The organism is Vibrio sp. S234-5, assembly GCF_000960595.1.
In the GTDB taxonomy this organism is placed as follows: Bacteria; Pseudomonadota; Gammaproteobacteria; order Enterobacterales; family Vibrionaceae; genus Vibrio.
This window is the reverse complement of sequence record NZ_JZAM01000237.1, coordinates 174,920-191,186: the sequence shown is the minus strand read 5'-3', so window position 1 is coordinate 191,186 and position 16,267 is coordinate 174,920. Positions and strand designations below refer to the sequence as shown.

Below are 16,267 nucleotides of genomic sequence, written 5' to 3'. Positions count from 1 at the left end.
ATAGACAGTAATGTCAATGTTGATAACATTTTGATCGGGAATTTTACTATTTTGGTACCAACATCTCTTTTATTTTCATCTTGTTGAGTAGTAACAAGCAGATAAAAAGATCTGCCTCGCAGGGCTTAAAGATTGAGGGTGGGAGTGTTACACTACGCCCCAGATTCAGGTGAACGTTTGCGCGTGCACCACGTTTGTCAGCTTAAGGCTGAAAAACGTCGCCATTCCCAACAAAAAAGATTGAGCACAGTATGAAACATACAGTAGAAGTAATGATTTCTGAGCAAACTGTTCAGGAACGTATTCGTGAATTAGGCAAGCAGATCACGGCGCATTATCAAGGTAGTGAAGATTTAGTGCTGGTTGGCTTGCTGCGCGGCTCTTTCGTATTTATGGCCGATTTAGCACGTGCGATCAACCTAACACATCAAGTCGATTTTATGACGGCATCAAGCTACGGCAACACCATGGAGAGCTCACGTGATGTCCGTATTCTCAAAGATTTAGATGATGACATCAAAGGTAAAGATGTGTTGATCGTCGAAGACATCATCGATACGGGTAATACGCTGAGCAAAATCAAAGAGATCTTATCGCTGCGTGAACCTAAATCTATCCACATTTGTACGCTACTCGATAAACCGACTCGTCGCGAAGTGCCTGTCGACGTGACTTGGATTGGTTTTGAAATTCCCGATGAGTTCGTCGTGGGTGTTGGCATCGACTACGCACAGAAGTATCGCCATCTACCGTTTATCGGCAAAGTGGTTCCGCAGGAGTAAGCGGCAGCAAAGAAGCTTGAGCAGAGCTCTGCAAGCGATTTTCAGTAAAAAAACGCCCTGAACACGGGCGTTTTTTTGTTTCTTTGATTTGAATCGGTGGGTATAACGCAACCGCGTCTTAACGACACAGCAGTTTATGTTCTGGGTTGAGGATCTTTTCCAGCGAGCTTGCGTAGGTCGTTTCTACGCAGTCGCTTGAGTGGCAACGCGCCCCCAGGTATTCCAAACGACCGTCCTCAATACCGTACACGAGGCCATGAAGTTCAATCTCTTGGCCGCGCTCCCAAGCATTTTGCAAGATAGTGGAGTTACCTAAGTTGTAGATCTGCTCTGCGACGTTAAGCTCTGCCAATTTATCGGCTCTTTGATCTTCAGGCATGAAATCTAAGTAGTTGCGGTGCTTCAAATAGAGATCGCGAATGTGTAATAGCCAGTTGTTAATCAGCCCTAGCTTGGGGTTCTTAATGCTCGCTTTCACTCCGCCGCAGTCGTAGTGGCCGCAAACAATGATGTGTTTAACCTTAAGCACATCCACTGCATACTGCACCACCGACAGACAGTTGAGGTCGGTATGAACCACTAAGTTCGCCACGTTGCGGTGAACGAACAGCTCGCCAGAGTAAAGACCGGTTAATCGCTCAGCGGGGACTCGGCTATCCGCACAGCCGATCCAGAGAAAGTCTGGATTTTGTCCTTGGGCAAGTTTGGCAAAGTATTCAGGCCGTTCAGCCTTGATTGAATCTGACCACTTTGCATTGTTTTCAAATAGTTGTTTTAACTCTGGCATCTTACTTCCCTCAATCGATTCAGCCAACTATACACAATGTTACAATTTCGTTCTCTTACTAATTGGTGACAAGTGCACTCATCTGACGAGTTTTAGCTGCAAACATTATAGACTTTTCGGCTAACGTCGTTAAAAAACATCATTGAGAAAGCAAAATACGCTGACTCGTATTGTACTGATGCATGATTTAGGCAATATGCTGCCATTTATCTGCTTATTTTGGGGAAGAAGAGGAAGATGTCACGCTTTTCAGATATGAACGTCAAAGGGGACCTGTTTGGCGGGGTTACCACAGCGATTATCTCATTGCCGCTTGCACTGGCGTTTGGGGTTGCTTCTGGCGCGGGAGCGGAAGCGGGCCTATGGGGCGCCATTTTGGTCGGCCTGTTTGCCGCTCTGTTTGGTGGCTCGACGACGCTCATTTCTGAGCCGACTGGCCCGATGACGGTGATCATGACCGCAGTTCTGACCAGCATGGTGGCCAAGTATCCAGAGTCTGGCATAGCCATGACTTTTACGGTGGTCATGATGGCAGGCGCGTTTCAAATACTCATTGGTACGCTAAAGCTAGGAAAATACATCACTCTGATGCCATATAGCGTGATCTCCGGCTTTATGTCGGGAATTGGCGTCATCTTGATTATTCTGCAATTGTCGCCACTGCTTGGTCATGCGGCGCCATCTGGCGGCGTGATGGGCACGCTATCGGCCTTACCCAGTACACTGGCTAATATGAAGTTTGGCGAGCTGTTTCTTGGCCTGCTGACTTTGGGCATCCTGTTTTTCTTTCCCAAGCAATATCGTAAGTACGTGCCTGCACAGTTGGTGGCGCTGGTGGCGGTGACGCTGCTCTCCGTGATGCTGTTTGATAGCGAAGAGATTCGCCGCATTGGCGAGATTCCCACCGGTTTGCCATCGCTGGTGGTGCCAATACTGGACGCGGAACTCTTTACCACTATGGTGATTGATGCGCTGGTACTCGGGACTTTGGGTTGCATTGATACCTTACTTACCGCGGTCATTGGTGATTCGTTGACGCGTAAAGAGCATGACTCAGACAAAGAATTGCGTGGCCAAGGCTTGGCCAACATGATCTCAGGGCTGTTCGGCGCGCTGCCCGGTGCGGGTGCAACCATGGGTACGGTGACGAACATTCAGGTGGGGGCACGCTCACCGCTCTCTGGTGTGGCAAGGGCGCTGATTTTAGCGCTGGTGGTACTGGTGGCGAGCGGTCTGACCGCTCCGATTCCGATGGCGGTGCTTGCCGGGATAGCGGTCTATGTCGGCTTTGGCATTCTCGATTGGAGTTTTATCCAGCGCGCACACAAAGTCAGCGTGCAGGGGATGGCAATCATGTACGGCGTGATGCTCCTTACTGTGTTTGTCGATTTGATCGCCGCGGTCGGGTTGGGGGTGTTCATCTCTAATATCCTGGTGATTGAGCGCTTAAGTCGCGAGCAAGCCAAACAAGTGAAGGCGATCAGTGACGCCGATGACGATGATGTGCCACTGACTGACAGTGAGCGTGCGCTGTTGGATAAAGCCAATAGTAAGGTACTGTTTTTCTACCTCTCAGGGCCGATGATTTTCAGCGTATCGAAAGCGATTTCCCGCCAACATACCAGTATCAATGAGTATGAAGTGATGATTTTAGATTTGACCGATGTACCTATGATTGATGTGACGGTGGGATTAGCGCTGGAAAACGCGATCAAAGATGCGCTGGAGGCACACTGTGAGGTCTATTTGCTCTGTCCAAACGAGCGTACTCGCGAGCAATTAGAAAGGTTCCACGTGCTGGATTTAGTGCCCGCAGAGAATACCTTCAAATTCCGCTACGAAGCCTTGAATGCAGCGGTAAAAACCGTTGAGAAAACGCCGATTCAGCTGAACTAACTTTGGCCGTTTTGGCTTCAGTCAGCGTTATGATAAAGCGCGGCCCTTTGAGCCGCGCTTTTGTTTATGATTAATTTCTAATGCAGGGTTGAAAAAGCAGCAAGTGAACGTCATTTGATAGGCATTATTGATGAAAAGAGCACTGTGGATTTATGTACGCACTCGAAATAGAACAACTGCGTAAAACCTACGCGGGCGGCTTTGAGGCGCTCAAAGGGATCAGCCTGAATGTAAAAAAAGGCGACTTTTATGCGTTGTTAGGCCCGAATGGGGCTGGAAAATCGACCACGATTGGCGTGATCTCCTCTTTGGTGAATAAAACATCTGGGCACGTGAAGGTCTTTGGTTACGACATTGACCGCGATTTAGAGTTAGCCAAACAGAACTTAGGGCTGGTTCCGCAAGAATTTAACTTTAACCAGTTTGAAACGGTGGAACAGATCGTGATGCAGCAAGCTGGCTATTATGGCGTATCACGTGAACTGGCGAAAGAAAGGGCCCAAAAGTACTTATCTAAACTCGATCTGTGGGAAAAACGCAAAGAACGTGCGCGTAATCTTTCTGGCGGGATGAAGCGACGACTGATGATTGCACGCGCACTCATGCATGAACCCAAGCTGCTGATTTTAGATGAACCAACCGCAGGGGTGGACATCGAATTGCGCCGCTCCATGTGGGAGTTTTTACAAGAGATTAATCAACAGCAAGGCATTACCATCATTCTCACCACCCACTATCTGGAAGAAGCGGAGATGCTGTGTCGCAATATCGGCATCATCAACAAAGGCGAGCTCATCGAGAACACCAGCATGAAATCCTTGTTGGCGAAGCTGGATGTGGAAACCTTTATTTTGGATCTGGCGCCGGGCTCGGCGAGCCCTGAACTGACGGGAGTGGTGTCATCTCGCTGTGACAACGATTCATTGGAAATTGAGATTGAAAAAACGCAGCCGCTCAATCAGGTCTTTGCCCAGCTCAGCGCGCAGGGGATCATTGTGATGTCGATGCGCAACAAAGCCAATCGCCTCGAAGAGCTGTTTGTGAGTATTGTTCGTGAGCAGGCTAAGGAGAAATAAGCATGTATCGTTTGTATTGGACTGCGTTTTGTAGCTTGCTGACCAAAGAGATCAACCGCTTTACCCGTATTTGGGTGCAGACTTTGGTTCCGCCGGCGATCACCATGAGCTTGTATTTTATTATTTTTGGCAGCCTGATCGGCTCACGTATCGGCCAGATGAACGGTTTTAGCTACATGGAGTATATTGTCCCCGGCCTTATCATGATGTCAGTGATCACCAACTCCTACTCCAATGTTGCCTCTTCGTTTTTTAGTGCCAAGTTTCAACGCAACATTGAAGAGCTTCTGGTTGCTCCTGTGCCCAATTACGTGATCATCTTAGGTTTTGTGATGGGGGGCGTAGCGCGAGGCTTACTGGTGGGGGCGATGGTCACGGCGGTTTCGTTGCTGTTTGTCGATCTCCAAGTTCAGCATTGGGGAATCATTTTTGCCACGGTGTTTTTAACTTCGGTGGTGTTTGCTCTTGGCGGGCTGATCAACGCGGTTTTTGCCCGCACCTTTGACGACATTTCGATTATCCCGACCTTTGTTTTGACACCGCTAACCTATCTCGGTGGCGTCTTTTATTCGATTCAGTTGTTGCCGGAGTTTTGGCAAGGGGTGTCGCAAATCAACCCTATCGTCTACATGGTTAATGCTTTCCGTTATGGCTTTTTAGGGGTGTCGGATGTGGGTATCGCCACTTCGTTTACTGTACTCGGCGGTTTCGTTTTGCTGCTATACGGTGTTGCCCATTACCTAGTGACACGAGGTATTGGTCTGCGTTCATAACGCTGACGTGCATTGCGAAGCAATAAAATAAGTAATAAAAAAGAAAGAAAACAAGCAATAAAAAGGGTTGTCACATCGACAACCCTCTTTCATTTTTGCCCCTCAACGATAGGCAAGTCAACCATCGCCAGCTTAGCTATTGGTATCGTTGCTTGAAGTGGCGGCGGTAGGCTCCGCTTCTTCTTTGCTCTCTTTATTGAGCTCAACCACTTGGTTATCAATCAGGCGTGCTTTGCCAAGGAAAGCAGACATCAAGATCACGGCTTGCGTGGTGTCGGCATTGATCGCTTGCAGCGTGCGCGCATCACGGATAAAGATCTCATCCGGTTGCAAATCGGCCGCGCGCAGTTGGTCGTTGGCATCTTCGATGATCGACGCATAATCGTCGCGTCCACCGCGGATCGCGCTGCTGATCCAACGCATGGTGCGAGCCAGAACTGGTGCCCGTTGGCGCTCGTCGATCGTCAGCAGACCGTTGCGCGAGCTCATCGCCAGACCATCCATTTCACGCACTGTCGGCACGCCGATGATCTCAATATCTAACGCCAGATCGCTGGTCATTTTGCGAATGATCGCCAACTGCTGGAAATCTTTCTCACCAAAGCAAGCGACATCCGGCTGCACGATATTAAACAGTTTGGTCACTATGGTAGCGACACCACGGAAATGCCCGGGACGAGAGGCGCCTTCCAGCATGCTAGAAAGACCAGGAACGTCGACCACGGTCTGTTTATCGAGACCTTCTGGATACATCATCTCGGCGGTTGGGGGAAAGACCAGATCGACGCCTTGCGAGTTGAGTTTACTCAAGTCTTCATCCAGCGTTCTTGGGTAGTTGTTGAGGTCATCCGCACGCTCAAATTGCATCGGGTTGACAAAAATACTCACTACAACAATTTCGGCGTGCTCTCGAGCCTTACGCACTAAGGTCAGGTGACCTTCATGCAGATTGCCCATGGTGGGAACAAAAGCAATTTTTCGTCCTTCGCGCTTGAAGGTGCGAAGCTGATCGCGCAGGGCTGCAATGTCGGCAAAGGTTTGCATCTACTCTATCCTCTATGCAATGGTGTGTGCGTCATCTGGGAACGTGCCTGCCTGTACCTGTTCCATGTACAAGGCGACCGCTTTACGCATATCACCGGTTTCCGCTAGGAAATTTTTCGAGAATTTTGGCATGTAATTGGCTGAAATACCAAACATATCATGCATAACCAAGATCTGACCGTCGGTCACATTGCCGGCGCCAATACCAATCACCGGAACATCCAGCACTTGAGTAATTCGCGCCGCCAGCGAAGCCGGAACACACTCAAGCAACACGACTTGCGCGCCTGCTTCTTGTAGCGCAAGCGCATCTTTCACCATGCGATCGGCTTTATCTTGTTCGCGGCCTTGAACTTTATAACCACCAAAAATATTGACGGATTGTGGTGTCAGGCCAAGGTGAGCACACACTGGGATGGCACGTTCGGTCAGCATCTTGACCGTGTCCACCAGCCAGTCACCGCCCTCAATTTTTACCATATTTGCGCCTGCGCGCATCAGTTTGGCGGCGTTGTCACACGCTTGTTCGGGTGTGGCATAGCTCATGAAAGGCATGTCGGCCATGAGCAGGCAGTTAGGGCTACCAGTGCGAACACAACGGGTGTGATAAGCGATATCGTCAACAGTGACAGGCAAAGTATCGGAGTGCCCTTGCAACACCATGCCAAGTGAATCGCCGACGAGTAATACTGGCATCTCTTGGCTTTCGAACAACTGAGCAAAACTCGCGTCGTACGCGGTGGAAGTTGGGAACTTGCGACCTTCCTGCTTCCACTTCATCAGGTCATTAATGGTAATTTTTTTCATGATTTTTCCTTACTAGGAGTTGGCTATGATTGCCAAATACCGAGGCCGTTTCTCTCCACCTGAGTGAGAAGATCAGCGAGCCTGGTCCCGTCAGGGAGGGTTAAATTTGGTGCGATTTCGGCGAGTGGGTAAAGAACGAATTCACGCTCTTTCATTCCATAGTGGGGAATGGTTAACCGCTCGGAGTCGATCACCTCATTGCCGTAAAGAAGGAGGTCGAGATCTAGGGTTCTTGGTCCCCAGCGCTCTTCTTTACGGACACGCCCTTGTTCCAGTTCAATCGCTTGGGTGCAATCGAGCAGTTGCAAAGGCGTTAATTCGGTTTGGATTTCAGCCACGGCGTTAATGTAGTCGGGCTGATTTTGTGGCCCCATCGGTGTGCTGCTGTAAAGCTGAGATACCGCGACCAGCTCACTGTTTGGTAAGCTTTTCAAGGCCGCAATAGCACGATTGGCTTGGGCAATGGGATCGGCAAGATTACTGCCGATCGCGATATATGCACGAATCATAACTGCGGTTTGTCCTTTTTCTTGCGGAAAGAGGATTTGCGCTTACGGCTTGGTTTAGAGCCGGGTTTGCCATCGAGATCGGAGGCCATCGCGACGCGCATTTCGCGCCCTGCGTTTTGGAATGTTGCCCACCATTTGGCCAGTTTCTCGGTTTCTCCGCCTTCGATCTCACCACGCATTTCGAGGAAATCAAAGCCGGCACGGAACTTATTCAGCTCCATCAAACGGAAAGCGCGTTTACCGTTACGCCTTGGCATGCGCAGTTGCAATTGCCAAATCTCACGGATGGTGGCGGTATGGCGACGCGGGATGGCGATAGAGCGCACTTGCTCATCCAAAATCAGATTGCTGGCTTCCATGACGGCGTCGTAGTGGCACAAGTTGTGCGCTTCCATCAGTTTGTCTGCGAGCGCCAGCATCGGATACCACAGCATAGCGGCGAACATGTAGGCAGGGTTGATGCGCTTGCCTTCGTCGATGCGCATGTCGGTGGAGTCTAATACCAGATCCAGCATCTGCTCAGTCGGCGAAACGTAATCTTCGGTGAAATGGGCGGCAATGGCTGGGAAAAGCTGCTGAAATAGGTTGTACTCGCGCAGTAGGTGGTAGGTTTCCAACCCGCATCCCGCTTGCAGTAACTTGAGTGACTCTTCATAGAGACGTGCCGCAGGAATGTCGCGTAGCAAAGGCGCCATCTCTTCAATTGGAGCGGCGGTGTCTTCTTCGATGTCAAAATCGAGTTTGGCCGCAAAGCGAATCGCGCGCAACATGCGGACCGGATCTTCGCGATAACGGGTTTGCGGATCGCCAATCAGACGGATCAAGCGGTCTTCAAGATCTTCCGCGCCGCCGGCATAATCATGAATCGAATAGTCGGCGATGTTGTAATACATGGCGTTGATGGTGAAGTCACGGCGTTCTGCGTCTTCATCAATGGTGCCATACACGTTATCGCGCAGCAGCATGCCTTGTTTGGATTGCTGCGAGACTGGCGAATCGGCGTCTTGATGGTGACCACGGAAAGTCGCCACTTCGATAATGTCGCGACCAAACATAATGTGCGCCAGACGAAAGCGGCGGCCAATTAAACGGCAGTTGCGAAACAGATGTTTAAGTTGCTCTGGCGTTGCATTGGTCGCAATATCGAAATCTTTCGGTATTTGGCCGAGTAGTAGATCTCGCACGCCTCCACCCACTAAATAAGCGTCAAAGCCGGCGCCATGAAGTCGGTATAGCACTTTCAACGCATTGTCGCTGATCTGCTTGCGTGAAATATTGTGCTCTTGACGAGTAATCACATTTAAAGCGAGTTCCGGGCAAGAGCTGGGACTGCAAGGTGTATTTTCGTTTTTATTCATGTGCATTTGGCAAAAGAGGCCGTTAACCCCTTTGCATTGGTTAGGTTTTACGCCAATTTGGCTTGATTTTGGCGCTTATAATAGCTCACACAGTACCGTTTGAGAATCGTGCAGTGATCTTCAATGTGTCGGGTAGCTGTGTCAGTTGCCAGTTTTCTACTCCCCAGCGAAGAATTTCGTCAATGCTGGCGTATTCTAGCTGTTCATCCCACTTGAAGCCGAGGAACGTCATCGCTTCCAGAATCAGGGCCGCTGGGTTTTGCAAATCGATCCCCTTGGCGTGATTTTGTTTGGAGAGCTTATTGCCACTGTGATCGGTGGCCAGCGGTAAGTGCAGATAGCGCACCGGCGGCTGGCCAAGCATTTGGTACAAGCTGATCTGTCTGCCGGTTGGCTCGATGAGATCTGCGCCGCGCACCACTTCCGTCACGCCTTGGTCAATGTCGTCCAGTACAACAGCAAGATTGTAAGCAAACAAGCCATCTCGGCGTTTGATAATAAAATCTTCATCCACCAGTGCAGCGGGAATGGAGATTTTACCGTGTTTTAAATCGACAAAAGCGCTCACAGGGTGCGTCATTTTCAACCGAATCGCCCCTTGGCTATGGCCCGAGTTGCGACATGTGCCTGGATAGTAGCCGCCATCTTCTTTGATCTGTTTGCGCGTACACTGGCAGTAGTATGCTTGACCTGAAGCGAGCCAGTGAGCAATTTGTGCTTGATAGAGCGCATGACGCTGACTTTGGTACACCACCTCACCATCCCAGTAAAGATGGTAGGTTTGCAGTGTTTTTAAAATAAGATCTGCTGCCCCGGGCATTTCTCGGGGTGGATCGAGATCTTCAATGCGTACCAGCCATTTACCATGGTGCGATTTGGCTTGGAAATAGCTGCCAAGAGCGGCGATCAGCGAGCCAAAATGGAGCGGACCGGAAGGAGAGGGAGCGAAACGACCGATGTAACTCATAGTTCTTGATCTCAAAACAAAAAGGGAGCATGTGCTCCCTTTACGATCGGATATCAGGTGACTTAACCCTGCATCTGCTTTTCTTTGATCTCTGCAAGGGTTTTACAGTCGATACACAAATCGGCAGTTGGGCGCGCTTCAAGGCGACGAATGCCGATCTCAACACCGCAAGATTCACAGAAACCGAAGTCATCTTCGTTGATCTTGTCTAACGTTTTCTCAATCTTCTTGATCAAGCGACGTTCACGGTCACGGTTGCGAAGCTCTAAGCTGAACTCTTCTTCTTGTGAAGCGCGGTCGACTGGATCGGGGAAATTCGCTGCCTCGTCCTGCATATGGTGCACAGTACGATCGACTTCTTCCCTGAGCTGGTTACGCCAAGCTTCTAAAATCTTTCTAAAGTGAATCACTTGGTCTGGTGACATGTACTCTTCACCAGGCTTTTCCTGATACGGCTCCACACCGGCAATGGCTAGGATGCCTAGCGCTTTTTTCTTCGATTCTGGCATACAGCATCTCCTACTTATACCTATCAACTGCTAAGCAGCTAATTTTAGGCGGGTATCTATAGCAGAAAGAGGCGGTGCTGGCAAACTATCAATCGTAAACTTGATGTCAATGTGAACATCACATCATTTTTCTATCTGTCGAGAAACTCGATAGCAGAATTGAGTCTGATTTCTGTATTGCTGATCTCTGCTTTATAACAGAGGATTTCAACTCCGGCTTTTTGTGCTTGTTTGAGTAATTGGGAATATTTGGCGTCTATATGGAGCGCCGCCGAAACTTTTTCAATACCTGAATGTAAAACAGCAAACAAAAGTATGGCTCGGTTTCCATTTTGTGCCATTTCTGTGAGTTCCCGCAGATGTTTTTGCCCACGAGTTGTCACTGCGTCAGGGAAATAGCCTTGCCCTGGCTCGCTCGGTTCGAGCAGCGTGACGCTTTTGACCTCTATATAACACGTTGCTTTGTCGCGTGTGCTGAGCAGGATATCAATTCGACTGTTTTCACTGCCGTACTTCACTTCGGTTTGCAGTCGGTCATAGTTTTGCAGCTCAGCGATCCAGCCGTTTTCAATCGCTTCGACGGCCAGTTGATTGGCTCTGGCGGTATTGACGCAAATCCGCTCACCGTGTGCGGTTTCAGTCAACTCCCAGCTGTGTGGGTATTTGCGTTTCGGGTTGTCTGAGGTTGAGTACCAAATGGTATCGCCAGCGGTCGCACAGCCCGTCATCGCGCCCGTGTTGGCACAGTGAATGGTGCCGGTGCTGCCGTCTTGATAGGTCACATCAGCGAGAAAACGTTTATAGCGCTTTTGTAAAGTAGCGGCTTGTAACTTGGGTTGGAATTGCATTTGCGTATTTAGACAGGCTGGTTTTTATGTACAATGTGGCCGCCATTTAAGCATAAGGATCCTCCATTGTCACAATTGCCCATCCAAGCCGTGATGCCAGAACTGCTCGCGGCGGTTGCTCAACACAGTCAGCTCATCCTCAAAGCAGCCCCCGGTGCAGGTAAATCCACCTATTTCCCGTTGCAACTGCTGCTAAACCGGGCCGTGATCGGCAAGATCATTATGCTTGAACCTCGCCGTTTGGCGGCGCGCAATATTGCCAGTTATCTGGCCAAGCAGCTGGGTGAAGCGGTCGGGCAGCGAGTTGGCTATCGGGTACGTGGCGAGAGTAAAGTCAGCGCGGCCACGCAACTGGAGATAGTGACGGAAGGGGTGATGACGCGGATGATTCAATCCGACCCTGAACTCTCGGGCGTGGATATGCTGATCTTTGACGAATTCCATGAGCGCAGCATCCACGCCGATACGGCATTGGCGCTCGCCTTGGAAGTGCAAGAGGCGCTGCGCGACGATCTCAAGCTGGTGGTGATGTCGGCCACGCTCGATCACGATGCGCTGCAAAATTTACTGCCTGATGCCCCCTTCATTCAATCGCAAGGGCGCGCTTTTGAGGTTGAGATTCGCTATCAGCCGCTGGGGGCCAATGATTATTTACCCCTAGCGATGAGCAAAACCATCGAACAGCTACTCGCCCAGCAATCTGGCTCTATACTGGCGTTTTTGCCCGGAGTCAGTGCCATTAAGCAAGTGGCAGAGCGCCTTGCTCACCTGAGCGAACCGGTGCAAATCTGCCCTTTATATGGTCAGTTGCCATTTGATGAGCAGCAAAAGGCGATACAAGCCCCCAAGCCTGGTGAGCGCAAAGTGGTGCTGGCGACCAATATCGCTGAAACCTCGCTCACGATTGAAGGGATTCGCTTAGTGGTCGACAGTGGCCTTGAGCGCGTGGCCCGATTTGATGTCAAAACCGGGCTGACACGTCTTGAGCAAGTACGCATCGCGCAATCCTCAGCCATTCAACGTGCAGGCCGCGCTGGACGAATCGAAGAGGGCATCTGCGTGCGTCTTTATTCGCTAAGCCAGTTTCAGCAAATGCCCGCCGTCCCCGTGGCGGAAATTATGCAGTCGGATCTCTCTGCTTTAATGATGGAACTGGCGCAGTGGGGCGTTAGTGAGCCGAAGGCGCTGAGGCTGCTGGACATTCCGCCCGCAGCATCAATAGCACAAGCGAAAAACTTGTTGACGCAGCTCGGATTGGTGAAAGGCCATCAACTGACTGCGCAAGGTGCTTTGGCACAGAAACTCGGGTTAGCGCCGCGTTTAGCCGCTATGCTGATTGCTTGTGCAAAGCAAAGCCACGCACTGCTGCAAAGTGCGATTGCCGCCGCTGCGCTTTTGGAAGAGCCGGAGAAAAACGGTACTCATCTTGGTCACAGTTTGCATCGCTGGCAAAGTGGAAAACATGCGAAAAAAAATCAGTTGAGCAAACGCGCTGCGACTCTCGCCAGTAAGTTATCCACCACTTTTGCGCTGAGTGAGGTCGAAGAACCTTTGCTGGCGGTTGCGATGAGTTTTGCCTATCCAGATCGAGTCGCGCAGCGACGACATAAGCAAAATGGGCGCTACGTACTGGCAAATGGCCACGGCGGCGAACTGCGAGAAGACGATCCGTTGGGTGACAGCGACTATCTGGTCGCGGCTGAGCTGCTGCGCAGTGGTGGCAATGCCAGCCAGATCCAACAGGCGGCGCCACTCTGCTTACCGCTGCTTGAACAGTACCACCCAGCGCTGTTGCAAGCCTCTGAGCAGGTCGATTGGGATGAAAACAAAGGGCGCTTAGTGGCGGAAAAGCAGACGCGCATCGGCGAGCTGATTGTGGCGCGTGAGGTACTGCCCCAGCCGGGCAGGGAAAAAATGACACAGGCTTTACTCAGCTATGTACGCCGCAAAGGGCTGGATAGTTTAGACTGGACGCCCAAAGCCCAAACCTTGTTGCAACGCATTCGCTGCGCCATTGAATGGCTACCTGAGCAAACGTGGCCTGCCATGGATGACGCCAGTCTGCTGAATGATTTGCCAAGCTGGCTGGCGCCCTACATGAATCATCTCACGTCAGTGAAAGATCTGGGCAAAATTGCGCTCTGTGAGGCGCTCAATGCGCGTTTGGGCTGGCCGCTCAACCAGCAGTTGGACACCTGGTTGCCGCAGGAATATTTATTACCCACTGGTACGCGTCAGACGATCCGCTACCAAGAAGGCGCTTGCCCGGTACTCTCAGTGCGCATGCAAGAGATGTTTGGCGAGAGCACTTCGCCAACCGTAGCGCAAGGGCGGATAAAATTAACCCTTGAGCTACTCTCTCCAGCGCGTCGTCCTTTGCAGGTGACGCAAGATTTGGCTGGCTTTTGGGCTGGTGCCTACAAAGAAGTGCAAAAAGAGATGAAAGGGCGGTATCCCAAACACGTATGGCCGGATGACCCTGCCAACCATATCGCCACGACGAAAACCAAAAGACAGTTAAACTCATGAGTAAAGCAGTAAAAGGCACTGACAACGCGAAGAAAAAAGCGCCGCAAAAAAGCAAGCGCAGTGGTACGCCTCGCCGTCCAGCCTCAGGGCAAACACCGAAACGCCGTTGGCTACGTATGTTGTGGTCGTTTAGTTGGAAATGCGCCGTGGCGCTGATGGCGCTGCTGGTGTTTATCGGCATTTATCTTGATAGCGTGGTTAAACAGCGTTTTGAAGGGCAGTTGTTTGATCTCCCAACCGTGGTATACGCGCGCATCTTAACGCTTTCGCCCGGCGATGCCTTTTCCCGTCAGGAGTTGCAAAACGAGCTGGACGTACTCAACTACCGCAAAGTTAGCCAACCCAAGTTCCCGGGAGAGTACGCCGCCTCAAGCAGTAAAATTGAATTGATTCGCCGTCCGTTCGAATTTGCCGATGGCCCTGAGCCGGATCGCCACGTGATGCTGCATTTTGACTCAGGCACGCTCAATCGCATTCAATCGCTCGAATCGAAAGGCGAACTGGGGTATCTGCGTTTAGAGCCGAAGATGCTGGGAATGTTGGAAAAAGACAGTGAAGAGCAAAGGCTCTTTCTGCGCCGCGAGCAATTTCCGGAAATCATCGTCGATGCCCTGCTTGTGACCGAAGATCGCCACTTTTATCAGCACGATGGCGTTTCACCGCTGGCAATAGCGCGCGCCATGTTGGTCAATATCAAAGCGGGCAGAACCGTGCAAGGCGGCAGTACCTTGACTCAGCAACTGGCGAAAAACCTGTTTTTAACTCAAGATCGCACCTTGTGGCGCAAACTGCGTGAAGCGTATATCGCGTTAATTCTCGACTATCGCTACAGCAAAGATCGCCTCTTAGAAGCCTATCTCAATGAAGTGTATTTAGGACAAAGTGGCAGTCAAGCGATCCACGGTTTTGCTTTGGCGTCGCGTTACTACTTTGGTCAGCCGATCCAAGAACTGCGTATCGACCAACTAGCGATGCTGGTCGGTATGGTCAAAGGGCCTTCTTACTACAACCCAGTGCGCTTTCCAGAGCGGACGCAAGAGCGTCGCGATTTGGTTCTGCGTCTGATGATGCAGCAAGGGCTGCTCAGTGCCCAGGCTTACGAACAAGCGGCCAGCCGCCCGCTGGATATTCAGCAGACGCCTCGTATCGCCAGCCGGCAGCCCGCGTATTTTCAGCAGTTGTCAATGGAACTGAAACAGAAAGTGGGCGAGGCTTTTCGTGGTGAGATCGGTCTGCGCGTGTTTACTTCGCTCGATCCCGTGTCACAAGAGAAACTTGAACTCGCCATTGGTGTGAAAATGCCCGATCTGGAAAAAGTGTCGGGAGAGGCGCTTGAAGCAGCGGCGGTGGCGGTCGATCGGCATAGCGGTGAAATTCGTGCCATGGTCGGTGGCAAACGTACAGGCTACGATGGCTTTAACCGAGCAATCAACGCCAGCCGTCCGATTGGCTCTTTAGTCAAACCGGCGGTCTATCTCACTGCGCTGTCTCAGCCTGAGAAATATAACTTGGCGACCACGCTGCAAGACACGCCGCTCAGTTTGCAGGGCAGTAAAGGCTCGGTGTGGGAGCCGCGCAATTTTGATCGTCAGTTTCGTGGCGATGTGCCGCTCTATTTAGCGCTGGCGAAATCACTTAATGTGCCGACCGTGCGACTTGGCATGCAACTGGGGATTGAAAATGTCTCGCAAACGCTAGAGAAACTGGGCGTCAAGCGTGATGAAATTCGCCCGGTGCCTTCGATGTTTTTGGGCGCATTTTCGCTCACGCCGATTGAAGTGGCGCAGATGTACCAAACCTTGACCAACTCCGGTCGCAAAGCGCCGCTCACGGCATTGCGCTCCGTGGTCGATCTCGATGGCAACGTGCTGTACCAATCACTGCCGAAATCTTCTCTTGCGGTCGATGAACAGGCGGCATGGCTGACCACCTATGCGATGAAACAAGGGGTCGCTCAGGGAACTGGCCGCTATCTGCAAAATCAGTTTGCTTGGGCGGCACTGGCGGGGAAAACGGGCACCAGTAACGATAGCCGCGACAGTTGGTTTGTCGGTGTCGACGGGCGTGAAGTCACCACCATCTGGTTGGGGCGTGATGACAACAAACCGACCAAGCTGACGGGTTCTAGCGGCGCGCTACGCGTCTATGCGGAATATTTGAAGCTGCGCATTCCTGAAAAACTGTCGCTGCCTTGGCCAACGCAGATCACCACCATGGGGTACAAACAGCAGCCCGCTGGGGCATTGGTGCTCGATTGTGCAGAAAAAACCTTTACCTTGCCTGTATGGGATAAAGATGAGTCGCTGAAGCGTCAATGTGAGCAATCGGGCAATTGGTTGAATAAATTACTGAATTGGTGATTGTTCGCGCTGTCAATCCGTT

Annotated in this window: 14 protein-coding genes; 6 read left to right on the top strand and 8 right to left on the bottom strand. The window is 51.1% G+C overall.

Annotated features, from left to right (window positions below):
* Positions 1-251 precede the first annotated feature (251 nt).
* The gene (hpt, locus tag UF06_RS15245) at positions 252-782 is read left to right on the top strand and encodes a hypoxanthine phosphoribosyltransferase (RefSeq protein ID WP_039430440.1); all 531 of its coding nucleotides are present in this window, start codon (positions 252-254) and stop codon (positions 780-782) included.
* Positions 783-900: 118 nt separating this feature from the next.
* Here hpt and can read toward each other — a convergent pair whose 3' ends face one another.
* The gene (can, locus tag UF06_RS15240; RefSeq protein ID WP_045571196.1) at positions 901-1,569 is read right to left on the bottom strand and encodes a carbonate dehydratase; all 669 of its coding nucleotides are present in this window, start codon (positions 1,567-1,569) and stop codon (positions 901-903) included.
* A 237-nt stretch (positions 1,570-1,806) separates the two neighbouring features.
* Here can and UF06_RS15235 point away from each other — a divergent pair, with 237 nt between their 5' ends.
* The 3 genes from UF06_RS15235 to UF06_RS15225 all read left to right on the top strand — a co-directional run bounded on the left by UF06_RS15235 (position 1,807) and on the right by UF06_RS15225 (position 5,314).
* Positions 1,807-3,465, top strand: a complete 1,659-nt coding sequence (locus UF06_RS15235; protein WP_045571195.1) for a SulP family inorganic anion transporter — start codon at positions 1,807-1,809, stop codon at positions 3,463-3,465.
* A gap of 152 nt (positions 3,466-3,617) precedes the next feature.
* A complete protein-coding gene (locus UF06_RS15230) occupies positions 3,618-4,541 on the top strand; it encodes an ABC transporter ATP-binding protein (RefSeq protein ID WP_045571194.1) in 924 nt (307 codons plus the stop codon).
* A gap of 2 nt (positions 4,542-4,543) precedes the next feature.
* Positions 4,544-5,314, top strand: a complete 771-nt coding sequence (locus tag UF06_RS15225) for an ABC transporter permease (protein WP_039430436.1) — start codon at positions 4,544-4,546, stop codon at positions 5,312-5,314.
* Positions 5,315-5,446: 132 nt separating this feature from the next.
* Here UF06_RS15225 and panC read toward each other — a convergent pair whose 3' ends face one another.
* The 7 genes from panC to sfsA form a co-directional block, all read right to left on the bottom strand.
* The gene (gene panC, locus UF06_RS15220; protein ID WP_045571193.1) at positions 5,447-6,358 is read right to left on the bottom strand and encodes a pantoate--beta-alanine ligase; all 912 of its coding nucleotides are present in this window, start codon (positions 6,356-6,358) and stop codon (positions 5,447-5,449) included.
* 12 nt (positions 6,359-6,370) lie between these two features.
* A complete protein-coding gene (gene panB, locus UF06_RS15215; RefSeq protein WP_045571192.1) occupies positions 6,371-7,165 on the bottom strand; it encodes a 3-methyl-2-oxobutanoate hydroxymethyltransferase in 795 nt (264 codons plus the stop codon).
* Between the two features lie 23 nt (positions 7,166-7,188).
* Complete coding sequence (gene folK / locus UF06_RS15210; protein WP_045571191.1) at positions 7,189-7,674, bottom strand: 2-amino-4-hydroxy-6-hydroxymethyldihydropteridine diphosphokinase; 486 nt, start codon at positions 7,672-7,674, stop codon at positions 7,189-7,191.
* Positions 7,671-9,038: a polynucleotide adenylyltransferase PcnB gene (pcnB, locus tag UF06_RS15205; protein WP_045571190.1), complete on the bottom strand. Its 1,368-nt coding sequence runs from the start codon at positions 9,036-9,038 to the stop codon at positions 7,671-7,673. Before pcnB ends, folK begins: the two co-directional genes overlap by 4 nt.
* A gap of 79 nt (positions 9,039-9,117) precedes the next feature.
* Positions 9,118-9,999, bottom strand: a complete 882-nt coding sequence (gluQRS, locus tag UF06_RS15200; RefSeq protein ID WP_045571189.1) for a tRNA glutamyl-Q(34) synthetase GluQRS — start codon at positions 9,997-9,999, stop codon at positions 9,118-9,120.
* Positions 10,000-10,061: 62 nt separating this feature from the next.
* Positions 10,062-10,508, bottom strand: coding sequence for an RNA polymerase-binding protein DksA (gene dksA, locus UF06_RS15195; protein WP_045571188.1), 447 nt, complete (start codon positions 10,506-10,508; stop codon positions 10,062-10,064).
* Between the two features lie 131 nt (positions 10,509-10,639).
* Positions 10,640-11,356 carry a DNA/RNA nuclease SfsA gene (gene sfsA, locus UF06_RS15190; RefSeq protein WP_045571187.1) on the bottom strand — a complete coding sequence of 239 codons (717 nt, stop codon included), beginning with the start codon at positions 11,354-11,356 and terminating at the stop codon, positions 10,640-10,642.
* 66 nt (positions 11,357-11,422) lie between these two features.
* On the opposite strand from sfsA, the gene hrpB reads away from it, so the two are divergent.
* Together hrpB and mrcB are read left to right on the top strand one after the other, a co-directional pair.
* Positions 11,423-13,885: an ATP-dependent helicase HrpB gene (hrpB, locus tag UF06_RS15185; RefSeq protein ID WP_045571186.1), complete on the top strand. Its 2,463-nt coding sequence runs from the start codon at positions 11,423-11,425 to the stop codon at positions 13,883-13,885.
* Positions 13,882-16,245, top strand: coding sequence for a penicillin-binding protein 1B (mrcB, locus tag UF06_RS15180; protein ID WP_045571185.1), 2,364 nt, complete (start codon positions 13,882-13,884; stop codon positions 16,243-16,245). Before hrpB ends, mrcB begins: the two co-directional genes overlap by 4 nt.
* Positions 16,246-16,267: the final 22 nt, after the last annotated feature.

What these genes read in the sequence shown, in the direction of transcription:
- hpt (WP_039430440.1), top strand. Translation starts at nt 252, where the DNA reads ATGAAACATACAGTAGAAGTAATGATTTCTGAGCAAACTGTTCAGGAA.
- can (WP_045571196.1), bottom strand. Translation starts at nt 1,569, where the DNA reads ATGCCAGAGTTAAAACAACTATTTGAAAACAATGCAAAGTGGTCAGAT.
- UF06_RS15235 (WP_045571195.1), top strand. Translation starts at nt 1,807, where the DNA reads ATGTCACGCTTTTCAGATATGAACGTCAAAGGGGACCTGTTTGGCGGG.
- UF06_RS15230 (WP_045571194.1), top strand. Translation starts at nt 3,618, where the DNA reads ATGTACGCACTCGAAATAGAACAACTGCGTAAAACCTACGCGGGCGGC.
- UF06_RS15225 (WP_039430436.1), top strand. Translation starts at nt 4,544, where the DNA reads ATGTATCGTTTGTATTGGACTGCGTTTTGTAGCTTGCTGACCAAAGAG.
- panC (WP_045571193.1), bottom strand. Translation starts at nt 6,358, where the DNA reads ATGCAAACCTTTGCCGACATTGCAGCCCTGCGCGATCAGCTTCGCACC.
- panB (WP_045571192.1), bottom strand. Translation starts at nt 7,165, where the DNA reads ATGAAAAAAATTACCATTAATGACCTGATGAAGTGGAAGCAGGAAGGT.
- folK (WP_045571191.1), bottom strand. Translation starts at nt 7,674, where the DNA reads ATGATTCGTGCATATATCGCGATCGGCAGTAATCTTGCCGATCCCATT.
- pcnB (WP_045571190.1), bottom strand. Translation starts at nt 9,038, where the DNA reads ATGCACATGAATAAAAACGAAAATACACCTTGCAGTCCCAGCTCTTGC.
- gluQRS (WP_045571189.1), bottom strand. Translation starts at nt 9,999, where the DNA reads ATGAGTTACATCGGTCGTTTCGCTCCCTCTCCTTCCGGTCCGCTCCAT.
- dksA (WP_045571188.1), bottom strand. Translation starts at nt 10,508, where the DNA reads ATGCCAGAATCGAAGAAAAAAGCGCTAGGCATCCTAGCCATTGCCGGT.
- sfsA (WP_045571187.1), bottom strand. Translation starts at nt 11,356, where the DNA reads ATGCAATTCCAACCCAAGTTACAAGCCGCTACTTTACAAAAGCGCTAT.
- mrcB (WP_045571185.1), top strand. Translation starts at nt 13,882, where the DNA reads ATGAGTAAAGCAGTAAAAGGCACTGACAACGCGAAGAAAAAAGCGCCG.